The 19065-nt window shown below is 59.4% G+C and carries 17 protein-coding genes; 2 read left to right on the forward strand and 15 right to left on the reverse strand.

Annotated elements, in window-relative coordinates; genetic code table 11:
• Positions 1–271 precede the first annotated feature (271 nt).
• From P2W41_RS00240 to P2W41_RS00270, 7 genes are all read right to left on the reverse strand, one after another.
• The gene (locus tag P2W41_RS00240) at positions 272–1894 is read right to left on the reverse strand and encodes a dihydroxyacetone kinase subunit DhaK (protein WP_404933975.1); all 1623 of its coding nucleotides are present in this window, start codon (positions 1892–1894) and stop codon (positions 272–274) included.
• Between the two features lie 12 nt (positions 1895–1906).
• Positions 1907–2902, reverse strand: coding sequence for an ABC transporter ATP-binding protein (locus P2W41_RS00245; RefSeq protein ID WP_404933976.1), 996 nt, complete (start codon positions 2900–2902; stop codon positions 1907–1909).
• Positions 2895–3992 carry an ABC transporter ATP-binding protein gene (locus P2W41_RS00250; protein ID WP_404933977.1) on the reverse strand — a complete coding sequence of 366 codons (1098 nt, stop codon included), beginning with the start codon at positions 3990–3992 and terminating at the stop codon, positions 2895–2897. The genes P2W41_RS00245 and P2W41_RS00250 overlap by 8 nt, the downstream gene beginning before the upstream one ends.
• Positions 3993–3995: 3 nt before the next feature.
• Positions 3996–4223 carry a hypothetical protein gene (locus tag P2W41_RS00255; protein WP_404933978.1) on the reverse strand — a complete coding sequence of 76 codons (228 nt, stop codon included), beginning with the start codon at positions 4221–4223 and terminating at the stop codon, positions 3996–3998.
• Entirely contained in the window at positions 4220–5158 is a 939-nt protein-coding gene (locus tag P2W41_RS00260; RefSeq protein WP_404933979.1) for a carbohydrate ABC transporter permease, read from the reverse strand. The genes P2W41_RS00255 and P2W41_RS00260 overlap by 4 nt, the downstream gene beginning before the upstream one ends.
• Positions 5155–6102, reverse strand: a complete 948-nt coding sequence (locus P2W41_RS00265; protein WP_292898488.1) for a carbohydrate ABC transporter permease — start codon at positions 6100–6102, stop codon at positions 5155–5157. The genes P2W41_RS00260 and P2W41_RS00265 overlap by 4 nt, the downstream gene beginning before the upstream one ends.
• Before the next feature lie 77 nt (positions 6103–6179).
• Entirely contained in the window at positions 6180–7511 is a 1332-nt protein-coding gene (locus tag P2W41_RS00270; protein ID WP_292898487.1) for an ABC transporter substrate-binding protein, read from the reverse strand.
• A gap of 267 nt (positions 7512–7778) precedes the next feature.
• Here P2W41_RS00270 and P2W41_RS00275 point away from each other — a divergent pair, with 267 nt between their 5' ends.
• The gene (locus P2W41_RS00275) at positions 7779–8801 is read left to right on the forward strand and encodes a LacI family DNA-binding transcriptional regulator (protein ID WP_404933980.1); all 1023 of its coding nucleotides are present in this window, start codon (positions 7779–7781) and stop codon (positions 8799–8801) included.
• Positions 8802–8938: 137 nt separating this feature from the next.
• Here the strand turns inward: P2W41_RS00275 and P2W41_RS00280 are convergent, their stop codons facing one another.
• From P2W41_RS00280 to P2W41_RS00315, 8 genes are all read right to left on the reverse strand, one after another.
• Positions 8939–9973: an AbrB family transcriptional regulator gene (locus tag P2W41_RS00280; protein WP_292898485.1), complete on the reverse strand. Its 1035-nt coding sequence runs from the start codon at positions 9971–9973 to the stop codon at positions 8939–8941.
• The gene (locus P2W41_RS00285; protein ID WP_404933981.1) at positions 9970–10998 is read right to left on the reverse strand and encodes an ABC transporter ATP-binding protein; all 1029 of its coding nucleotides are present in this window, start codon (positions 10996–10998) and stop codon (positions 9970–9972) included. Before P2W41_RS00285 ends, P2W41_RS00280 begins: the two co-directional genes overlap by 4 nt.
• Positions 10995–11969 carry an ABC transporter ATP-binding protein gene (locus P2W41_RS00290; protein WP_292898483.1) on the reverse strand — a complete coding sequence of 325 codons (975 nt, stop codon included), beginning with the start codon at positions 11967–11969 and terminating at the stop codon, positions 10995–10997. Before P2W41_RS00290 ends, P2W41_RS00285 begins: the two co-directional genes overlap by 4 nt.
• Entirely contained in the window at positions 11966–12898 is a 933-nt protein-coding gene (locus P2W41_RS00295) for an ABC transporter permease (protein WP_404933982.1), read from the reverse strand. The genes P2W41_RS00290 and P2W41_RS00295 overlap by 4 nt, the downstream gene beginning before the upstream one ends.
• Before the next feature lie 6 nt (positions 12899–12904).
• Positions 12905–13879 carry an ABC transporter permease gene (locus tag P2W41_RS00300; protein ID WP_292898481.1) on the reverse strand — a complete coding sequence of 325 codons (975 nt, stop codon included), beginning with the start codon at positions 13877–13879 and terminating at the stop codon, positions 12905–12907.
• 21 nt (positions 13880–13900) lie between these two features.
• Positions 13901–15514 carry a gamma-glutamyltransferase gene (gene ggt, locus P2W41_RS00305; RefSeq protein WP_292898480.1) on the reverse strand — a complete coding sequence of 538 codons (1614 nt, stop codon included), beginning with the start codon at positions 15512–15514 and terminating at the stop codon, positions 13901–13903.
• The gene (locus P2W41_RS00310) at positions 15511–16362 is read right to left on the reverse strand and encodes an alpha/beta hydrolase (protein WP_404933983.1); all 852 of its coding nucleotides are present in this window, start codon (positions 16360–16362) and stop codon (positions 15511–15513) included. Before P2W41_RS00310 ends, ggt begins: the two co-directional genes overlap by 4 nt.
• A 100-nt stretch (positions 16363–16462) precedes the next feature.
• Positions 16463–18034 carry an ABC transporter substrate-binding protein gene (locus P2W41_RS00315; RefSeq protein ID WP_404933984.1) on the reverse strand — a complete coding sequence of 524 codons (1572 nt, stop codon included), beginning with the start codon at positions 18032–18034 and terminating at the stop codon, positions 16463–16465.
• Positions 18035–18227: 193 nt separating this feature from the next.
• On the opposite strand from P2W41_RS00315, the gene P2W41_RS00320 reads away from it, so the two are divergent.
• Positions 18228–19019, forward strand: a complete 792-nt coding sequence (locus P2W41_RS00320; protein WP_292898477.1) for an IclR family transcriptional regulator — start codon at positions 18228–18230, stop codon at positions 19017–19019.
• Positions 19020–19065: the final 46 nt, after the last annotated feature.

A 19065-nucleotide genomic window follows, 5' to 3' on the forward strand; every position in this document is an offset into this window, starting at 1 on the left:
CCTTCGGGATGATGCGGATTTTCCGACCGTACATTGTCAGCAGGCGCAGGCGGGATCTGCGTTATGTCATAGAAACAACAGGGAACACTGGATTAAAGCGGGCCTGGATATCCCCGGCTGAATGGCCAATCGTCTTGTTCACACCGGTAACCAGGCTGCTTGAGTGCTGACAGCCGAACTGACCTACGCTTTCATAAACGCGATTGCGCACATCGTCACTGCCATAACCAGAGCCACCCAGAATCCAATTCGGGCAGCCACTGAGCCAGTACTATTCTCGAGCGAGTTGCTCAAACAATATAGCGACAGCCTCCGCACCCGGATCGACATTTCCCTCCAGTTGCTGGGCGTTGATATAGGCAGACCGACCAGCGCGCGCCTGCGCCATCGTGGCCGTTTCCTGCGCCCCGGCACGGGCTGCCTCAGCGGCAGCGGGAAGGCCGTTCTGCAGGGCTTCAAGGGCAGGTGCCAGCGCATCCACCATGGTGCGGTCACCCGGCCCTGCACCACCAATTTCCTGCATGCGCGCAAGCCCGGTTTTCAGCGCGGCCCCCATCGGCTCGCCGCTGGAGGCAGCATCACCCGCTGCCGCAAAGAAGATCGCCAGCAACACGCCCGATGAACCGCCCATGGTCTGGCTGAGTTCCTGACCCAGTGCGCGCAAAAGCTGCGTATGATCGGACAACGGCAATTGATCTATTCGATCCAGAAGAGCGCGGGCAGCACCGGCCAATGTCGAGCCCGTATCGCCATCGCCGGTCTTGGCATCGAGCGCGTTCAACTTCGCCTCGGCTTCAATGAGCACATTGCAGCATCTGGTGAGAAATGCGCGTGTCGGGGCATGCTCGGATGGCAGTGGCTTTATCGGTTTCAACCCGTCGGGAAGCGGCACCACCGCAACGTCGGACAAGCCACGGACCCCCGGCCAGGCGGATATCTCCGCCGAGGCGCCAAGCAGGCGCATATTCTCTTTGGTCGCGGGCAGAACCGAGATGGAGAAGCCCCGCATATCGAGGGAGGTCATCATGGCCGCCGGCCCGACCATCGCTTCCAGCTTGCCACCGATCGAAGAGCGCGCCACCTCATGTGCCAGAACCCCCATTTCCAGCGCGGAGGTTCCACCGAGGTTGTTCAACAGCACCACATATCGATCCCCGGTCATGACAGAAGAGAGTTTTTGGCACATTGCATCAACCGCCACCCTCGCGTTATCGAACCTGACCTGCTCGACACCTGCCTCGCCATGAATGCCCAGTCCCAGCTCGGCCATCCCGTCGGGAATACGGTCTTCCTTCGCGGCACCGGGCACCCGGCAGGTGTCAAGCGACATGCCTATGCTCTCTGCACCCGCAATCACGCGTTCCGCTGCCTGCGTCACAGCATCGAGATCGGCTCCTTCTTCGGCCAGAGCGCCGGCAATCTTGTGCACAAACAGAGTGCCGGCAAGACCGCGCGCCTGCGGCAGATCCGGCAGGGCAATGTCGTCATCGACAATGACCATGGACACCTTGTGCCCGAAAGCACGGGCGCGCTCGACAGCCAGACCGAAATTGAGCCTGTCACCGGTATAATTCTTTACGATCACGAGGCAGCCCGCCGGGCCCGTCACGGCAAGAATTCCTGCAAGAACCGCATCCACCGAAGGGGATGCAAAAACATCGCCGCAGACCGCGGCGGTCAGCATCCCCTTTCCAACAAACCCGGCATGAGCCGGTTCATGTCCCGAGCCCCCTCCCGACACTAGCGCGACCCTGTCCTTTGTCCAGTCGCTGCGGACGACCACACGGATATGCGGATAGCCATCGAGCCGTGCCAGCTTTCCGCCAGACGCGGCCACAACACCATCCACCGCCTCGGTGACGACGTCTTCCTTGCGATTCAAGAACTGGGTCATGGACTGGTTCTCCTAAACGATGCGTGCGCCGGCGGCGTCGAAATAATAGGCGTTGCGGGGACGGATCTGCACCCTATCACCCGTTTTGAGCGGGGTGTGGGGATCCGTCACAGTGATGATTTCGTGCTGCTTGAAGTCGAGATGAAGGCGGGTCTGGTCGCCCAGCCGCTCAACGCGAACCACCGAACCCTCTTCCCCTTCACCCTGCACGATGTGCTCCGGCCTCAGACCGATGGTCCTGGCCCCTTCGGGCGCGTCGGCGAAAACGGACGCCGGCAGAAGATTGATCCGCGGCTGACCAAGCCGCGTTGCCGCATAGATGCTGACCGGGCTCTCATAAACTTCTCTGGGTGAGCCGAACTGCACGAGCCGGCCCTGGTCAAGCACGCCGACATGGGTGGCCATGGTCATCGCCTCCACCTGATCGTGCGTCACATAGAGCAGGGTGGCGCCCGACTGCGCCTGAATGCGTTTCAACTCGATGCGCAATTCGGCCCGCAGCTTGGCATCGAGCGAGCTCAGTGGCTCATCCATCAGATAGATCGACGGATTGCGCACCAGAGCACGACCGATGGAAACACGCTGCATCTCTCCGCCCGAAAGCGCCGTCGCCCTGTTGTCGAGCTTGTGATCGATGCGTAGCACCTCGGCCACTTCCCGAACCTTGCGCTCAATCTCGTCCTTTGGTGTGCGCAACAGGGGCGATTTCAGCGGGAACTCCAGGTTCTGGCGGACCGTGAGATGCGGGTAGAGCGAGTATTGCTGGAACACCATTGCCACATTGCGCTGCGCCGGGGTTCTGTCGAGAACGGATACGCCCCCGATCTGCACATCACCACTGTCGGGGCGTTCCAGCCCGGCCACAACCCGCAAGGTCGTGGTCTTGCCTGCACCCGTGGGACCGAGCAGGACAACAAACGCGCCATCCGGCACCGTCATGGAAACACGGTCGAGGGCAACATCTTCGCCGAAGCTTTTCGAGACATTGGACAGGATCACCTCACCCATGGCCAAGCACCTTCCTGTTTGCCTCGGAAAAGAGTGCGCGACCCGACCCAGCGTCAAACACGGTCAGGGTGCGCTGGTCGAAGCGCAGACCAACAGCATCGCCGACCCGCGCGGGCTGCTCGGAGGAAAGCCGCGCCTTGAGCGCACCGTGAGGTGTATCCACGGACACGATCTGGGTTGTGCCGAGATACTCCGTCGCGGTGATCTTGCCACGATAGGATGCAGCATCATCAAAATGAATGTGCTCAGGGCGCGCACCAAGCGCCAGTTGTCCCCGCGCGTCCTCCAGAAGGCGCGGGACCTCTACGAAGGCGCCACCAAGGTCGATGCTGGTGCCCCCCTTTTCCACCGCCCCCTCAAACTTCAAAAAATTCATGGGGGGCGAGCCGATGAAATCGGCCACGAACATGGTTGCCGGCCAGTCATAGATATCCTGCGGTACGCCGAATTGCTCGACAACGCCATGGTTCATCACGACAATCTTGTCGCCCATCTGCATGGCTTCGAGCTGATCGTGGGTGACATAGACGGTGGTCGCTCCCATGCGGTCGTGAAGAGAGCGCAACTCATGCGCCATGTGCTCACGGAATTCCGCGTCGAGCGCGCCAAGCGGCTCGTCCATGAAAAATGCCTTCGGCTCGCGAACGATGGCGCGCCCAAGCGCCACACGCTGCCGATCACCACCCGACAGACCGCTGACCGGACGATCCAGAATGTCCTCAATGCCGAGAATGCGCGACACTTCCGCAACCTTCTCCTTCACCTGCGCACGCTTCATGCCCTGGCTGACCAGCGGATAGGAAATGTTCTTGCGCACATTCATATGCGGGTAGAGCGCGAACATCTGGAAGACGAAGGCGATATCCCGCTCGCTGGCCCGCTTCTGGCTCACCTCTTCATCATCGATGAAAATCTCGCCGGATGTGGGTAGCTCAAGCCCGGCCATCATGCGCAGCGTCGTTGTCTTCCCGCAGCCCGAGGGGCCGAGCAGCATGAAAAACTCGCCATCCTCGATGACGAAACTCGAAGACTGCACCGCAGTGAAGTCACCAAATTCCTTGCGGAGATTTCTGATTTCGATCCTGGCCACCATCTACTCCGGAAAATGCGAGACGATGATGAAACCGACCGTACCAACAAGAAGCACGATGAAGCTGTAGGTATAGGCCCAGAGGAAAAAGGGCTGCATCAGCATCAGGACGCCAAGGCCGATCAGGATGCTGGCGCCCATTTCCCACGGGCCGCGCACGAATATGCGGCGTGGCGCAGTGGACTTGCGCTCCCTTTCCCCTTCTGTGGGCCTGGTCTGCGACAGGATCATTTGCGCACCGCTCCGAATGTAATGCCGCGAAGGAGATGCTTGCGCAGCAGGATGGTGAAAACCATGACCGGCACGAGGAAGAGCGTCGCTCCAGCAGCAACAGCCGGCCAGTCCTGACCGCCCACGCCAATGATCGTGGGGATGAAAGGCGGCGCCGTCTGCGCGGTGCCCGAGGTCAGAAGCACGGCAAAGGCATATTCATTCCAGGCGAAGATCAGGCAGAAGATCGCCGTGGAGGCGATGCCCGTCGCCGCCTGCGGCAGCACCACCTTGTAGAAAGCCTGAAAGCGGGTGTAGCCATCGATCAGCGCGGCCTCCTCATACTCGACCGGAATTTCGTCGATGAACCCTTTGAGAAGCCAGACCGAGAGCGAAAGATTGACCGCCGTGTAAAGCAGGATCATGCCCAGATGCGTGTCATTCAGGCCCAGCTCCCGATACATCAGGAAGATGGGAATGGCGACCGCAATGGGCGGCATCATGCGCGTGGACAGGATGAAGAACATCAGATCGTCCTTCAGCGGCACCTTGAACCTGGAGAAGGCGTAAGCCGCGATGGTTCCCAGAAAAACAGAGAGGAAGGTCGATCCGAAGCCAATGATGACGGAGTTCAGAAAGCGCTCGCCATAGCGGGACGGACCGACGATCACCATGTCGTTCTTGCGGACAATGCTGTCATACCAGGTCTGTGGCTCACCGAGACTTTCAAGCGTCTCCGCACTTGCCCGCGTCCGCGTCGTGAACAGGTTCACATAGCCCTCAAGCGAAGGTTCAAAGACAACCTTTGGCGGGTAGGCGATGGCATCGGACGGGGTCTTGAAGCCAGTGGCGATGATCCATGCGAGCGGCATGATGGTGACCAGCGCATAGACCACCACCAGCACGCCGGCGAACAGCTTCTGACGAGCGGAAGGTTCCGTTACGGAGAAACTCATCTCTCTTTCACCTTGTTCAGAGCCTTCACATAGATCGAGGCGAGGCCGAAGACCGTCACGAAGAGTATGACGGCGTATGCCGATGCATAACCGGTCCGCCATTTCTCGAACGCTTCGCGCTTCAGGTTGATTGAGGTCAGTTCGGTGGTCGAGCCCGGGCCGCCACCCGTGAGCTGAACCACGAGATCGAACATCTTGAAGTTCTCGATGCCGCGAAACAGGACTGCCAGCATGAGAAACGGCAGAACCATCGGTATCGTGATTGTCCAGAACTGCCGCCACTTGCTGGCACGGTCGCATTCGGCCGCTTCATAGATGCTTTCGGGAATCGAGCGCAGTCCGGCGAGACAGATCAGCATGACAAAAGGGGTCCACATCCAGGTGTCGACGATCACGATGGCCCACGGCGCAAGCGCGACCTCGCCGATCATGGAAAATCCGGATGGATCCGTGCCGCTCAGAAAGCCGACCACATAATTGAACAGACCGATTTGCGGTTGGTAGAGAAAGGTCCAGAAGTTCCCCACCACCGCCGGTGACAACATCATCGGCAGCACGATGACGGTGGTCCACAGATCGCTGCCGCGAAACTTCTTGTTGATCAGATAGGCGAGCGTGAAACCGATCAGGACCTGAAGAACGATGGTCCAGAACAGGAAATGTGCGGTGGCCTGCATGGTCACCCAGATGTCGCCATCGGTGAGAATGCGCTCATAATTGCGCAAGCCGACGAAATCGGCCTCACGATTGGGGCGGTTCACGCGGAAATTGGTGAAACTGAGCCGCACCGTCCAGATCAGCGGGAAGATGTTGATGGCGAGCAGAAGCAGAATGGTTGGCGCAACGAAAAGCCAGGCGATGGCGCGGTCCGACAATCCGCGGACTTTCCGTGCAACGCTCTGCGGCGTGGCCGAAGCGGCTCTTTCGATCGGCTTGATGGACATCTTCGGACCTGCACGCTGGTGAGTAAGGGCGGCGATGCTGACAGGAGCCAGCATCGCCCATCAAAGCCGGGAGGCGGCTAGTATTTGCCTTCGTCTTCGAAGATTTCCGTCCAGTCCTCGACCAGAGCGTCCAGAGCTTCCTGCGCGGTACCGTTTCCGGCGATGACATAGTCATGCACGCGGTCCTGCATCGCCAGAAGAAGCGAGGCGTAAGCGGGCTCGGCCCAGAAATCCTTCACAATGGCCATGGAGTCGAGAAACGTCTGGGCATAAGGCTGACTCGAAGCGAAACCCGGATCTTCAACCACTGCTTTCAGTGCTGAATAACCGCCCGACTCCCACCATTTCTGCTGCACCTCTGGCTGGGCAAACCACTTGATGTATTCAAGCGCTGCATCCTGCTTGTCGGAATAGGCGACGACGGAAATGCCCTGCCCTCCGAGCTGGGCGAAGTGACCGCCGGGGCCCTTCGGATTGGCAAAATAGCCGGACTTTCCCCCGCCCACATTCGGGTCGGCCTCAACGCCCGGCCAGATGAATGCGAAGTTCATCTGAAGCGCGACCTGTCCGGATTTATAGGCATCGATGTTCTCCGACATATACCAGTCGGAAGAGCCCGGAGGCGTACAGCAGTCATAGAGCTCCTTGTAGAATTCGAGCCCCTTCACGGCACCTTCGGAATTGACGAAACCATCCAGTTCGTAGGGCTTGTCCGGATTGTCGTACTGGAAGCCGTAATTGTAGAGTGCGTTGGTCACACCCATCGTGATGCCTTCGGAACCGCGCTCCGTATAGATCGCCGCCCCATAGACCTTGCGCCCGTCAATTTCCCGCCCCTGGAAGAAGGCTGCAATGTCCTTCAGTTCCTCAAGGGTTTCAGGAGCCTTCAGGTCGCGGCCATACTCTTCCTTGAATGCTTCCTGTATCTCAGGCTTCTCGAACCAGTCCTTGCGGTAGGTCCACCCGACTACATCACCGAATGCCGGGAGCGCCCAGTAATTCGGTGTGCCCTTGGGCCATTCGGCATAGCCGGTCACCGTTGCAGGAATGAAGTCATCCATGGTGATGCCTTCCTGCTCGAAAAAGTCGTTCAGCTTGACGTAGTGGCCGCTTTCGGCAGAGCCGCCGATCCACTGGCTGTCGCCAATCATCAGATCGCAAAGCTGCCCGCCCGAATTCAGCTCATTGAGCATCCGGTCGGCGAAATTCGGCCACGGAACGAACTCGAATTTCATCGTGTGTCCGGACTGCTTTTCAAAATCCTTCGAGAGCTCGACCAGCGCGTTGGCGGGATCCCATGCAGCCCAGCACAGGGTCAGTTCGTCCGCCTGTGCGGAAGCAGAAGACGCAAGACCGGCGCCGATCGCCAGACCTGCTATCGCCGCGGAATTCAAGATCGAATGTTTCATGCAGATACACTCCTCCCAAGCCTCCTGCTGCAAACAGGTGGCGTGCGCCCTCGGGCGCTCCTCATCTGCGCGGGTGAACCGGGTAACCGGAACCTCTCCTCCCAACGCGACCGACAGCGCCTTATCCACGCTGCCTCTCATCCCTAGGCATAAATGAGGTACGCCCCTCAAATCAAGTAATTTTTGAGGTACGCACCTCATTTACCTTGCCATAACCCCCTTGTCTGGTCGATAAGGACGTTGTTCATGCACTGATCGCGGAGCCCGATGCGACCCACCACCAAAGATCTGGCCAAAGCCGCCGGTGTCAGCCTGGCCACGGTGGACCGTGTGTTGAACGAGCGGCCTAATGTCAGCGCGCGCGCAGTACGAAAAGTTCAGGATGCGATCAAGCGTATCGGTTTTGAGCGAAATCTCGCGGCGGTTAACCTGGCGCGCAACAGGGTCTATCGGTTTCTGTTCGTCCTGCCCGAGCGCGGTGACCAGTATCTGTCTGAGCTGCTGGCCGAAATCGAATCGGCACGCGCGCCCCTGAAATCCGAGCTGGTAGAGGTGGGGGTCGTGCGCCTCGATGTCGAGGATCCTCACGCCGTCGCCAACCTTCTATCCTCGCTTCAGACCGATGAGGTGAACGGCGTCGCCCTGATGGCTCCGGAATCGCCGCAGACCCGCGACGCCGTGCTACGCCTCAACGAGCGCGACATCAGTGTGGTGCATTTCCTTTCGGGTCAGGCAAATCTGGAACATCACGATTTTGTCGGCATCGACAACATCGCCGCCGGTGCCACGGCGGGCCGCCTGATTGGCCGTTTCAACGCCGGGCGCGGTGGCACCATTGCCATCATCACCGAGACTATTCATGCGCAGGACAGCCTCAAGCGACGACTGGGCTTCGACCGCGTGATCCACCAGAATTTCCCCACGCTTTCCTGCCTGCCAACACTCGAAACCCACGGCGATCCTGCGCGGGCGGAGCGCATCATCAAGCAGACCTTCGCCAACCACCGGGACATTGTGGCAGCATACATCATGAGCCCGGAAGGCCGGGTTCCGCTGGAAGCGCTGTCGCATTGCGCGGACCTGACCGACCTGATCGTGGTGGCGCACGAACGCACGCCCTTCAATGAGGAGGCGCTGCGTGACGAGCGGCTGGACGCAATTATCGCTCAAAACCCTGGCCACGCCGTACGTAGTGCTTTGCGCATCCTGCGTGCCCGCAGAGACCGCCGCCAGCCCTTCGCCGCACAGGAGAAGATCCGCATCGAAATATTGCTGGCAGACAATCTTTAGAGCGTTTCACTGAAACGCTGCCCTGTTCTATCTGTCTGATTTCCTGCATTTGTGCTGACGTCAGGTGTTTCCGCCTGATTGCAAAATACTCTAGCGTCAGCTTCGCTGCCCGCACGTCGGCGGCAACCGGGCCATGCTCAGTCTTTGGACGAGAGCAGGCCCGCCGCCAGAATAACCATACCTATCCGGCTGATATGGCTGACCACAACAAACGCCACCTCGAGATTCAACGCAAGCGCGACGAGACTCATTTCAGCAAGCCCACCGGGTGCGAAGGCCAGAAGAATGCCCTCAACCGGAACCTCGATGACACGATGGAGAGCGAAAGCGAAGATGACGGCGACCAACAGCAGGATCGCCGTGGCACCGGCCGACGTCATCAGAATGTGCAGAATTCGCTTTGGCGCAGTACCTGCGAAACGGCAACCGACGACGGTTCCAAGAACCACTTGCGCAACAGCCATCACCGCACTGGGGACCACAAAGCCGGAGGCACCCGTCCAATGCAATCCCGCGCTCACCAGCATTGGACCTATCAAATACGGCGCGGGCAATCGCAGCAATTTGCCGAACCCGATCCCGGCCCCGAGTGTTGCGATGAACCAGACCACATCAGCCGATCCCATGTCGGAGAGTGGCCGCCAGGTCGCCACACGCGCTCCCGGGTCAGCCCCCGTGATCAAGGTCATTAGAGGCGGCAGGCTCAACACAACCAGAAAGATGCGCGAAGAGTGCATCAATGCGATGGTCCGCTCGTCGCCGCCCTTTTCCGCGCCAAGCAGCACCATATCGACAAGCCCGCCCGGCATCGCCGAGAAGAACGCGGTGCGCCGATCGAGATGTATGACGCGGCGCAGATAGACATTGCACAGAACGGCGGCCACCGCGAGATAGCCGGCCAATGCGAGGAGTGCCGGCCACCACATCGCTGCACTCTCCAGAGTATGCGGCCCGAACTGGGAACCCAGCATGGTGCCAATCACGGCCGACATGGGCGGGCGAGCCAGGGTGGAACCACGAACCGGTAGACTCATGATCGAGGCAAGCCCGCAGGCGGTCATCGATCCAAGCATCCAGGAAAGCGGCATCCCGACCCAGGTAAAGAGCGCGCCTCCGGTAGCACCGAGGAGCAATGCGAGGATGAAACCGGGAATGCGTCCTATTCCACTCATACCGCCTGCTTGTCGTTCAGATGGCATGCCGAAATATGCCCCGGTGCAATTTCGCGCTTTTGCGGAACTTCAATCCTGCAACGGTCATGTGCGTGAGGGCAGCGCGGATGAAAGTGGCACCCTTTCGGAGGATTGAGAGGGCTCGGCAGCTCCCCCTTCATTGCAGCAAAGCGTCGTTTTCCCGGTCTGATGCGTGGCACCTCGGCCAGCAATTGCTGGGTATAGGGATGGTTTGGCCGTGAGAAAATCTCGGCCACAGGCGCTTCCTCAATGACCCGTCCAAGATACATGATCGCAACCCGGTCGGAGATGTGCTCCACGACCCCCAGATCATGGCTGACAAACAGATAGGTCAGGTCCAGTTGTTCTCGCAGATCCATAAACAGGTTGAGTATCTGCGCCTGAATGGACACATCCAGCGCTGCGACGCTCTCATCACAGACAAGAAAATCCGGCTGTACCGCAAGCGCGCGCGCAATGTTGACCCGCGCCCTCTGCCCCCCGGAAAACTGGTGTGGCAGGCGTTTCTTCATCGCCGGATCGAACCCGGCCTTGGTCAGGTAATCATCCACATAGCTGCCGGTGCTGCCCTTGATCAGGCCGTGGATGCCGGGGGCTTCGGCCACCAGTTTTTCGACCGTCATGCGTGGATTGAGCGCTGCCATCGGATTCTGGAAGATCATCTGCGCTTCGAGATCGGCATCCCGCTGCCGGCTTCCACGCAACGTGACCCGGTCCTCGCCCTTCCAGAAAACCTGCCCCTCGGAAGGCGGCAATATTCCTGCGGCAATTCTGCCGAGCGTCGACTTCCCGCAACCGGACTCTCCGACAAGGCCCAGCACTTCCCCCTTGCGGATCGTCAGATCCACTTTGTCCAGCGCATGGATAATCGGGAAAGGTTTGGCCGCACCGAGTGCGATTGCAATCCGGGCAGCAAGGTCAGGACGCGCGCCAAAACGGCAGGACACCTTGCGAAGTTCAAGCAGCGGCGTGGAGGCGCCGGCGACTGTCTCTGCCATCGTCATACCAGAGCCTCCTCGTGGGGATGAAAACAGCGGTGGTAGGCCAGCACGTCCCCAAAGCGTCCCGGCCGCGCGGTGCAGGCGTCTGTGGCGCGCTCACAACGGGTGCGGAACGCGCATCCTTCTGGCATCCGCGCGAGGCTTGGTGTCACCCCGGGAATTTGCGCCAACCTGTGGCCGCGACTGTTTTGTGAAGGCACAGAGCGGATCAAACCGTGCGTGTAAGGATGTTTGGGCGCAACCAGCACATCCTCGATATTGCCCGTCTCCACGATGCGCCCGCCATACATGACCGCAATGCGATCGGCGAGGCCGGAAACAATGGCCAAGTCGTGGGTAATCCAGATGACCGCTGTTCCCTGATCTTCCGTCAGTTTCTGGAACTCGGAGATAATCTGTGCCTGGATGGTAACGTCGAGCGCGGTGGTCGGCTCATCCGCGATGATAAGATCGGGTCGATGCAACAGCGCAATAGCGATCGCCACGCGCTGACGCATGCCGCCTGAGAACTGGTGGGGATAGGCGTCCAGGCGTTCCTCCGGACTGGGTATGCCCACAAGCCCCAGCGCATCACGCGCCCGCTCACGCGCCGCAGTGGCGCTCATCCGCTCATGGGCATGCAAAGCCTCGGTCATCTGGGTGCCGATCCGCAGAACCGGGTTGAGCGTCATCATCGGATCCTGGAACACCATGGCGATACGCCGGCCACGCAGGGAACGGCGGGTTTCCTCATCGGCCCTGGCGATATCCTCACCATCAAACAGGATCTGCCCGCCTGCCACACGCCCAGGCCAGTCCACCAGCCCCATGATGGAAAACCCCGTGACACTCTTGCCGGAACCACTCTCGCCCACCAGCCCCAGCACCTCACCGCGCCCCAGACGAAACGATACGTCATCCACGGCGCGCAGGCCGTTTCCCGCCTCACCGGGAAATTCGGTGACGAGGTTGCGAACTTCAAGCAGCGCGGTCATCGGGCATTCCTCGGATTGAGCACATCGCGAAGCCGATCTCCCACAAGATTGATGGATACGATCGTGATGAGCAGGGCGATGCCAGGGTAAAAACTGATCCAGTAGAGACCAGACAGAAGATACTGGTAGCCGTTGGAGATCAGCATTCCCAAAGAGGGTTGGGTGACCGATGCGCCCAGCCCCAGAAAGGAGAGGGTCGCTTCAAGCCCGATGGCACGGGCGACCTGCATGGTGGCTATCACGATGATCGGTGCAAGACAGTTGGGCAAAAGGTGCCGCAAGAGCACGCGACGACCGGGAATGCGCAGGCAGCGCGCCGCATCGATGTATTCCTTCTCCCGTTCAACCAGCGCCGTCCCTCGCGCGGTGCGGGCATAGGTTGCCCATTCCGCGACGATGATTGCCAACACGACATTCGTCACGCCATTGCCCAGGATCGCAAGCACCATCAGCGCCATGAGAATGGTGGGGAAGGACAATTGCAGATCCACCAGACGCATCATGAAATTCTCGGTGCGCCCCCCAAGATAGGCAGCCATGAGCCCCAATGTGGTGCCGATAAGTGCGGCCGCGAATGCCGACGCAATGCCGACAATCAGCGAGGTTCGCAGCCCGTACATGATGCCGGAAAGGATATCGCGGCCCTGGCCGTCGGTTCCCAGAAGGTAGGGCACGCCTGAGAAACTCTCCGAACCGGGGGGCAGACGACTATCCATAATGTCGAGCTGCAGCAGATCATAGGGGTTCTGGGGAGCGATCCACGGCGCGAAGATGGCGGTGAACAGCACGACAACCAGCCCGATGCATCCGACAAGTGCCGCCGGCGACGAGAAGAAGTGACGCAGCGCGGGCCAGATGCGCCTGCCGATCGAACTCCGACCAGTCTGCGCAGTGGGGCTTTCAGCTTCAGTAGCGATTTTCGACTCCATGGCGCGTCAGCCTTTGCCATCCAGCCGAACCCGGGGGTCCAGCAGGGTATAACAGACATCAATGATGAAATTCAGCGAGACGAAGAGCACCACCATCATCATCAGGTAAGCAACGATTACCGGGCGATCGAGCAGGTTGATGCTATCGATGATGAGCTTCCCCATGCCCGGCCAGCCAAATATGCTTTCGGTCACCACCGAGAATGCGATCAAAGAGCCAAACTCCAGCCCGATGATCGTTACGACAGGAATCATCAGGTTTTTGAGGATGTGCACCAGGATGATGCGGCTTTCCCGCAAACCCTTGGCGCGGGCAAACTTGACGTAATCCTGCATGATCACCTCCTGCACGCCCGCCCGGGTGAGCCGAAGAATGAGCGACGTCTTGAAGAGGGCGAGGTTCAATGCCGGCAGCAACAGATGCGACAGCCCATCCCACGTCAGGAATGACCAGCGAACGCCAAACAACATTGCGGTCTCGCCGCGCCCGTTGGACGGCAACCAGCCAAGCTGGACGGCAAACAGCAGGATCAGCATGAGGCCGACCCAGAAGGTGGGCAGCGAGAATCCGAGAATGGAACCGGTCATGATGACCCGTGAGGACACCCGGTTCGGATAAAGGCCGGCATAAAGCCCCAGGGGCAGCCCCACGACGATTGCGATCACCATCGCACAGAGCGCCAGTTCGAGCGTCGCAGGCAAGCGCTCAAGAATCACATCGAGCGCCGGCTTGGAATAGACAAAGCTGTTGCCGAAATTCCCTTCCGTGAGACCGTGCAGGAAACTCAGATATTGCTGCCACAGCGGCCGATCGAGCCCCAGGCTCTCGATCACGCGCAGCCGCTCCGCCTGGTTCAGGTCGGGGTTGATGAGAATGTCGACCGGGTTGCCGATGACGTTCACACCAAGGAATACGATTACCGTCATCGCAAGAATGACGAACCCCGCCTGAATTATGCGCCGTATGAGGGTGGTTACCATGGTTTGTTGTCGCTTTCCGGCTCAGTCGACGCTGATCGCCATACCATCGCGCTGCGGATCTGCAGCACCGGAAGAGACCCCGTCGGTTATCCGGATACCATGCAGCGCGGCGAACGCATAAGCTTGTGGCGAGCGCAGCACTTCATAGCCCTGCCCGCGCAACTCTTCAGCGACTGAACGCCGGATCCGGTTGCAGATGTCTATGCTGTTGGACACACCGACCAGTCGCGGTGCGGAAACCGCGGCATGAATGTTCATGTCGAAGTCAATCATGTTGATGATCCCCTGGGCGACCGTCGGCGCAATATAGCTGCCTCCCGGAGCGCCAATCACGATCGAGGGACTGTCGCCTTCAAACACGATCGTCGGTGCTGCTGAACTCGCCCTGCGCTTGCGGGGCGCAATCGATGCTGCCTTCCCCGGTCGCGGATCAAAGCGGCTCATCAAGCCGTTATACATGAAGCCCAACCCCTCCGTGATGGCGCCGGAGGGACTGCCCAGCGAATGGGTCAAAGCCACGGCATTGCCCTGCTTGTCCACCACCGAGATATGCGTGGTGTCCCGCTGCGACATATCCAGCCGCTCAACACTGGCCCGTTCTCCCCGCTTGATCTGCGCGGCGAGTTCCGCAGCGTGCTCCTTGGACAGCAGTCGCTCTACCGGAACATCCACATAGGCGGGGTCGCCCATATGCTTGTCCTTGTCGATGGTCATGCGTTTCATCGCCTCGAACAGCGTGCGCACATACTCTGTGGAGCCGTGCTTCATCGCGGCGAGATCAAAGTTTTCGAGAATGTGCAGCAACTCGATCATGGGGAAACCGGACCCCGGCGGGGGGCTGGAGGCAATCCGGCGACCGCGGTAGCTGCCCCATACCGGTGCCGCTTTGGTGATCTCGTATTGCGCCAGATCCTCGAGTGCGATCAATCCGCCATTGGCTGCGAAATCCGCAGCAATCTGCTCGGCGATTTCACCGTGATAGAATATGTCTGACGAGCCGCTCTCGGCTATACGCCGGAGCGTGCGTCCGAGATCAGGGTTGCTCAGAATCTCGCCGACTTCACGAAGCCTGCCATCATTGTGGAAATAGACGCGCTGACCGGTTTGCGAGTATCGCAGCTTGTCCAGCGTATTCACCTGACCGTCGCTCGTCTGGTCCTTGGTCCAGTACCAGTGCATGTGCGGACGAATCTTGAAGCCCTCTTCGGCATATTTGATGGCTGGCGCGATGAGGTCACCCCAATCCCAGGTGCCGTAATCTTTCAGGGCGCGCTCATATCCCTTGAGCGAAGCGGGGGTGCAACAGGCCAGATAGCCGATCTCGGAGATATTGTTTTCAAGAATAAAGCCAAATCCATCGCGGCTTTGACCCAAAAGCTTGTCGAGCCACATATCCGGCGTCGCCGCGGAAGGTGCGAGCGCATAAAACTCCAGCATCTCGTGGATGCCACGCCCCGGCATATAGACCTGCATCGACCCGAAGCCGCCAATACCGCACATCTGCGGGTCGACGACGCCCTGAACAAATGCACAGGCAAGTGCCGCGTCGATGGCGTTTCCGCCCCGTTCCAGCACCTCGGCTCCGGCTTCCACTGCCTCCGGCTGCGGAGCAACAATCGTAGCATTGCGGTTCATGCGCGCATCTCCTTGAGAGTGCGGGTCAGGAAAGCTTTCGTATGGCCGATGCATTTCATCCGGTCATGCGAAACGCCCGGAATCTCGTCGAAAGTCACGTTCACTCCGGCCGCCTCGAATGAAGCCCTGAGGCTGCGCAGCCGTTCCGGCCGGGTGGCGCCAGCATCATTTGCGCCTTCCATGAAATATGTTGAGCCGGGGGCGTGAGCGATTTCCCAGGTCTCGAGATCCGCATCACCCACAACCATGTGAACGGCGACACGGGCCAGAGCCGATGCGTCAAAGGGCTTGCCAAAGCGTTCGGCCACGTCCCGCACGCCAACCCACCAGTCGCGCTCCGGATCGAGGAGCGTCACCGAGCCAGGCGCGCCGATGCTTGCGGCCCATAATTTTTCCGGATGGAGGATGGCGAAGCGGTGCGCAAAATGACCGCCGCCGGAATAGCCGAAAATCGCAAACTTTGACCAGTCCTGCCCATATTTCCCCGCCATCTCTTCGACCATCGACAAAAGGACTTTGTCGTAGCGGATGTCACCTTCCTGAAGGTACTTGTAACCCGAGCGAGCCCCATCACCGCGCACATTGACCGGAAAGATCGGGCACAGGATTGCACAGTCATTGTAAAGACCGAATTCGGCGAACCCGTCACGAAACTCGAAAGCCGAGGTTCGTCCTGTTCCGTGGACTGCGACAAGCAGATCGACCTTTTTCCCCTCGGCGGCTGCCGGGGGCACGTAGAGCATCATGTGGAACCGGGGATCGATGGTGGACGCTAGGATTGCGGTCTCACCATAGTCATAGATGGCGCGCGCGCGCAAAGCCGCACCGCTGGATGCAAGCTCCTGCATGTGTACTCCTGAGATGTTTAAAGCAGGCGGGCCCGAAGGAACGCCCTATTTTGGGAGAGGTATGCGGGAGGCGATCCAGGCGCCTCCCGCAAAGTGTGCATCACTCGCCTGCTTTGTGCACTTCATAAGCGAGCGTGTATTTGTCTCCGCGCGGCTTGAACTCGATGCCGTTCTTCGCGCCCATCACCACATTCTCGTAGTGCATCGGCAACAGCCAGACATCGTTGAATGTCGCCGCCGAGACTTTCTGAAGGAGAGGCTCTCGTGCCTCTTCATCGAGCGTGGACGTAGCCTGATCCAGGAGTTCATTGATCGCGGGAACATCGATGCCTCCGCCATTGTAGCGTCCGGTGCCCTTATCAGCGTTCCGTGCTGCCACAAGAGCCAGCGCCGGATTGGAGACTTCTCCGGTGTTCACGCCCCAGGAGCCAAGGAAGAGCGAATACTCGCCATCGGAATATTTGCCTGAATAGACCGACCAGGGCATCACTTCCACCTTGGTGTCGATGCCGATGCGGGAGAACATCTGGCCTGCGGCCTGCAAGACTTCGCTGTCATTCACATAGCGCCCGGACGGGCCGTGAATGGTAAGGGCAAAGCCGTCCGGATAACCAGCTTCGGCCAGCAACGCCTTTGCAGCCTCCGGGTCGTAGCCGACTTCCTCAACCTCGTCGGAATGTCCGAAAAAGCCTTCGGCGACGAATTGATGGGCAACCGTGCCGTTCTTCTGCATGACGCGATCAACGATGGCCTCTCGATTCATGGCCATCAGCAGCGCCTTGCGTACGCGAGCATCCTTGAAGGGGTTGCTGTCCAGCGGCGACCCATCCTTCGCGGTGGCAAAGGGTGTTTGATCGCGCGCAACATCCATACCAAGATAAACGAGGCGGGTGGACTGACCGCGGATGACCTTCAGATCATCATTGGATTCGACGCGGGCCACACCCTCTGCAGGAAGGTTCTCTATCAGATCCAGATCGCCAGCCAGAAGGGACGCAAGACGGCCGCCATCATCGGGCACAAGGCGCAGGGTCACACGGGACCAATCCGCCGGTCCGGCGAAATACTCATCATTCCGCTCCAACTCGATCCGGTCACCCGGTGTGTAGGAGAGCAGCTTGAAGGGACCGGTGCCAACGGCTGCGGGGCCATTCTCGAATTCGGAGACGGGCGCGTCGGCAAACTCCGAGCTGATGATGCGGATACGGCTCAGCGAATTCAGAATCATCGGATCCGGAACCGTTGTTTCAACCACAACGGTGTGATCGTCTTCGGCAGTCACGTTGGCGATATTGCGGGTGTAGGAAGCGAAAGCCTGGCTTTCCTTGTCCCGGGCCCTGATGAGCGAAGCCACAACATCTTCAGCGTCAAAAGACGAGCCGTCGTGAAAGGTAACGCCCTCCCGAAGTGTGAAGCGCCAGTGCGTGTCGTCGACGACCTCCCACTCCGTTGCGAGCTGGGGCTTGTTTTCCGCCGAACCGCCGCGATTGATCAGGCTGTCCCAAATGTGGCGGCTGGTGGCGTTGTTCGGTGAATTGGAATCCTCATGCGGATCAAGCGAGGTGATGGGCGCAGCCATGCCGATTGAAAGCGTGGCCTCCTGCGCAGATGCGGGAATGGCGCCAGCGACGATCAGCGCGATCACCGAAGCATGAAAATTCCGCCGGGTCATGTATTTGGTCAATCTCTTCCCCCTGGTTGTTTCGCGGCAGCCTGTGAGCGGCCGTGATTTTTGAACTGCGTGTTCTTCAACAGGCCTGAGTAAACAGTCGCTCGAACGAGGCTGTCAAACTTATTCTGAGCTTGTTTCGACAGATAAAACACGTAAAATGCCCTGAAAGAAATCGACTTCGATTAAGAGCGCTATGCAAAATTATATAGTAGAATCAGTTGATAAGGCCTTAGACCTTCTTATGGAAGTCGCTCGGAGACCGAATATCGGCGTCACGGATCTTGCGCGGAAAACAGGCCTCAACAAGTCACGTGCCTATCGATTGTTGCACACAATGGAACAACGTCAGATCGTCAAACGGACGAAAGATGGCGCTTATGGTCTTGGTGACGCCATGCTGGTTCTGGGAATCACCGCCAGTTCGCAAACGGATATGATCCGTCTTGCAACGCCCATTCTCGAGGAGCTGTGCCAGCGGGTGAACGAGACCGTACAGTTGCGGACGATCGACGGCATGGAAGCCCTGTGCGTCGCAAAGGCCGAGCCTTCACGGGATCTGAGGGTGCACGCGAATGTGGGGCGTCGTCGCCCCCTCTACGCGGGATCGCCCAAATGCCTGCTGGCGTTCCAGTCACAGGCATTCATCGATAAATGCGTCCCGTTGAGACCCGTCGCGCTCACTGCAAACACGCCACGTTCCCGCAAGGCAATCCTCGCGGAGCTCACGCGGATCCGCCGCCAGGGCTTTTGTATCAGTCGCGGTGAGGTGAGCGACCATCAGGTTTCGTGCGCTGCCCCCGTCTTTACTCTGGACAATTCGGTCGTGGCGACGGTGCATGTGGTGGCTCCTGCGTTCAGGATTCAGGAATCCGAGCTGGAGCACATTATCCGACTGACGACATCATCGGCGGCGCGGCTATCCCGCGCTTTGGGGTGGACGGATGAGGACGGTATTCGAGGTGGGAGGGATAATCTTCCGACCTAGGCATCGCTGCCAGAGCTTACCCACTCCGTCAAAGACGTATGATAAA

Origin of the sequence: Nitratireductor sp. L15S-10 (assembly GCF_045011005.1) — a bacterium.
Taxonomy (GTDB): domain Bacteria; phylum Pseudomonadota; class Alphaproteobacteria; order Rhizobiales; family Rhizobiaceae; genus Nitratireductor.

Excerpts from the sequence above, each read along its gene's own strand:
- P2W41_RS00260 (WP_404933979.1), bottom strand. The coding sequence starts at position 5,158 with ATGAGTTTCTCCGTAACGGAACCTTCCGCTCGTCAGAAGCTGTTCGCC.
- P2W41_RS00320 (WP_292898477.1), top strand. The coding sequence starts at position 18,228 with ATGCAAAATTATATAGTAGAATCAGTTGATAAGGCCTTAGACCTTCTT.
- P2W41_RS00270 (WP_292898487.1), bottom strand. The coding sequence starts at position 7,511 with ATGAAACATTCGATCTTGAATTCCGCGGCGATAGCAGGTCTGGCGATC.
- P2W41_RS00240 (WP_404933975.1), bottom strand. The coding sequence starts at position 1,894 with ATGACCCAGTTCTTGAATCGCAAGGAAGACGTCGTCACCGAGGCGGTG.
- P2W41_RS00245 (WP_404933976.1), bottom strand. The coding sequence starts at position 2,902 with ATGGGTGAGGTGATCCTGTCCAATGTCTCGAAAAGCTTCGGCGAAGAT.
- P2W41_RS00255 (WP_404933978.1), bottom strand. The coding sequence starts at position 4,223 with ATGATCCTGTCGCAGACCAGGCCCACAGAAGGGGAAAGGGAGCGCAAG.
- ggt (WP_292898480.1), bottom strand. The coding sequence starts at position 15,514 with ATGAACCGCAATGCTACGATTGTTGCTCCGCAGCCGGAGGCAGTGGAA.
- P2W41_RS00315 (WP_404933984.1), bottom strand. The coding sequence starts at position 18,034 with ATGACCCGGCGGAATTTTCATGCTTCGGTGATCGCGCTGATCGTCGCT.
- P2W41_RS00280 (WP_292898485.1), bottom strand. The coding sequence starts at position 9,973 with ATGAGTGGAATAGGACGCATTCCCGGTTTCATCCTCGCATTGCTCCTC.
- P2W41_RS00285 (WP_404933981.1), bottom strand. The coding sequence starts at position 10,998 with ATGACGATGGCAGAGACAGTCGCCGGCGCCTCCACGCCGCTGCTTGAA.
- P2W41_RS00295 (WP_404933982.1), bottom strand. The coding sequence starts at position 12,898 with ATGGAGTCGAAAATCGCTACTGAAGCTGAAAGCCCCACTGCGCAGACT.
- P2W41_RS00290 (WP_292898483.1), bottom strand. The coding sequence starts at position 11,969 with ATGACCGCGCTGCTTGAAGTTCGCAACCTCGTCACCGAATTTCCCGGT.
- P2W41_RS00275 (WP_404933980.1), top strand. The coding sequence starts at position 7,779 with ATGCGACCCACCACCAAAGATCTGGCCAAAGCCGCCGGTGTCAGCCTG.
- P2W41_RS00310 (WP_404933983.1), bottom strand. The coding sequence starts at position 16,362 with ATGCAGGAGCTTGCATCCAGCGGTGCGGCTTTGCGCGCGCGCGCCATC.
- P2W41_RS00265 (WP_292898488.1), bottom strand. The coding sequence starts at position 6,102 with ATGTCCATCAAGCCGATCGAAAGAGCCGCTTCGGCCACGCCGCAGAGC.
- P2W41_RS00300 (WP_292898481.1), bottom strand. The coding sequence starts at position 13,879 with ATGGTAACCACCCTCATACGGCGCATAATTCAGGCGGGGTTCGTCATT.